2 tRNA genes and 2 rRNA genes (1 of these 4 cut by a window edge) are annotated in these 2,500 nt (G+C 51.3%); all 4 read right to left on the bottom strand.

The features are described from left to right. A 5S ribosomal RNA gene (rrf, locus tag B5G43_RS16010) occupies positions 1 to 70 on the bottom strand; the annotation flags it as partial. 119 nt (positions 71 to 189) lie between these two features. Continuing rightward, positions 190 to 264: transfer RNA gene (locus B5G43_RS16015), tRNA-Glu, on the bottom strand. A 3-nt stretch (positions 265 to 267) separates the two neighbouring features. Next, a tRNA-Lys gene (locus B5G43_RS16020) sits at positions 268 to 343 on the bottom strand. A 142-nt stretch (positions 344 to 485) separates the two neighbouring features. Further along, positions 486 to 2,500 (bottom strand): 23S ribosomal RNA (locus tag B5G43_RS16025) (it continues 826 nt past the right edge of the window).

Below are 2,500 nucleotides of genomic sequence, written 5' to 3' on the forward strand. Positions count from 1 at the left end.
CGGCGCAGGTGAGCTTAACTTCCGTGTTCGGGATGGGAACGGGTGGACCCTCACCGCAATCAACACCGACTTACTTTTCTTTGAAAAGAAAAGTAAGCAAAAGAAACTTCCATTAACTTTCTTTTCCTTACCGTTCTTTTCAACAGTAAGTTATTATATTCAGTTTTCTTCTCTTTGTCAAGAGAAAGTTGGTGACCCGTACGGGAATCGAACCCATGTTTGCGGCGTGAGAGGCCGCCGTCTTAACCGCTTGACCAACGGGCCATTTGGTGCGCCTTCAGGGATTCGAACCCGGGACCCACTGATTAAGAGTCAGTTGCTCTACCAACTGAGCTAAAGGCGCATACTTTCTTTTGAAAAAGAAAGTATGCAAAGAAAACTTTCATACTCTCTCTTTCAGGTGCGTCCATTTGTTACACCTTCAAAACCGAACAATGTAGATCTTCCGCTCTGCTTTCGCAAGCGCCTGCATTCAAATTCTTGTTAAGGTCAAGCCCTCGGCTTATTAGTACCGGTCAGCTGCATGTGTTACCACACTTCCACCTCCGGCCTATCAACGATGTAGTCTACATCGAGCCTTACCTCATAAAGAGTGAGAGATCTAATCTTAGGGGGAGTTTCACGCTTAGATGCTTTCAGCGTTTATCTCGTCCGAACGTAGCTACCCAGCTGTGCCGTTGGCACGACAACTGGTGCACCAGAGGTTCGTCCATCCCGGTCCTCTCGTACTAAGGACAGCTCCCTTCAAATCTCTTACGCCCGCAACAGATAGGGACCGAACTGTCTCACGACGTTCTGAACCCAGCTCGCGTGCCGCTTTAATTGGCGAACAGCCAAACCCTTGGGACCGAATTCAGCCCCAGGATGCGACGAGCCGACATCGAGGTGCCAAACCTCCCCGTCGCTGTGGACGCTTGGGGGAGATCAGCCTGTTATCCCCAGGGTAGCTTTTATCCGTTGAGCGACGGCATTTCCACTCACATACCGCCGGATCACTAACTCCAACTTTCGTTACTGCTCGACCCGTCGGTCTCGCAGTTAGGCTCGTTTATGCGTTTACACTCAATGCACGATTTCCGTCCGTGCTGAACGAACCTTTGAGCGCCTCCGTTACCTTTTTGGAGGCGACCGCCCCAGTCAAACTGCCCACCTAACAGTGTCCCCCGACCTGATTCAAGGCCGCAGGTTAGAAAACCAGCAAATCAAGGGTGGTATCCCAAGGGTGGCTCCACCTGAGCTGACGCCCAGGCTTCCAAGCCTCCCACCTATCCTGTACATGATTTACCGATTTCCAGTATTAAGCTACAGTAAAGCTCCATGGGGTCTTTCCGTCTAGTTGCGGGTAACTGGCTTCTTCACCAGTACAACAATTTCGCCGGGTGGGCTGTTGAGACAGTGCCCAAATCGTTACGCCATTCGTGCGGGTCAGAACTTACCTGACAAGGAATTTCGCTACCTTAGGACCGTTATAGTTACGGCCGCCGTTTACTGGGGCTTCGATTCAAACCTTCGCTTGCGCTAAGCTCTCCTCTTAACCTTCCAGCACCGGGCAGGCGTCAGCCCATATACGTCATCTTTCGATTTAGCATAGACCTGTGTTTTTGGTAAACAGTCGCTTGGGCCTTTTCACTGCGGCCTCCCGTAGGAGGCGCCCCTTATCCCGAAGTTACGGGGCCAATTTGCCGAGTTCCTTAACAACCCTTCTCCCGTTGGCCTTAGGATTCTCTCCTCATCTACCTGTGTCGGTTTGCGGTACGGGCGCCTTAGTATACCTCACGCCTTTTCTCGCCTCTGGACATCGGAGACTTCCCTACTATATTTCGGTCCCTTACGCCCGGGTCAACCAACGCCCGGGTCCTCCTATTCCAAAGTGTCAGCGTGCTTAAAGTTCGGCGGCTACGGAATTTCTACCGTATGTGCATCGACTACGCCTTGCGGCCTCGCCTTAGCTCCCGGCTTACCTTGGGCGGACGAACCTTCCCCAAGAAACCTTAGATTTTCGGCCATTATGATTCCCACATAATTCTCGCTACTCATTCCGGCATTCTCACTCGTGTACAGTCCACCGCTGCTCTCGCTACGACTTCACCCCGTACACGACGCTCCCCTACCCCTGTCTTGCGGCAAGCCCAAGCTTCGGTTACATGCTTAGCCCCGTTATATTTTCCGCGCAGAGTCACTCGACCAGTGAGCTATTACGCACTCTTTTAATGAGTGGCTGCTTCTAAGCCAACATCCTGGTTGTTTTCGCAACTCCACATCGTTTTCCACTTAGCATGTATTTGGGACCTTAGCTGTGGGTCTGGGCTGTTTCCCTTTTGACAATGAAACTTATCTCACACTGTCTGACTGCCAACCATCAATTATCCGGCATTCTTAGTTTGATAGGGTTCAGTAACCTTATCGGCCCCTAGCCCATTCAGTGCTTTACCTCCGGTAATCTAAGTTGACGCTAGCCCTAAAGCTATTTCGGGGAGAACCAGCTATCTCCGAGTTCGAT

The sequence above is a fragment of the Flavonifractor sp. An92 genome (assembly GCF_002159175.1).
Taxonomy (GTDB): Bacteria; Bacillota; Clostridia; order Oscillospirales; family Oscillospiraceae; genus Pseudoflavonifractor_A.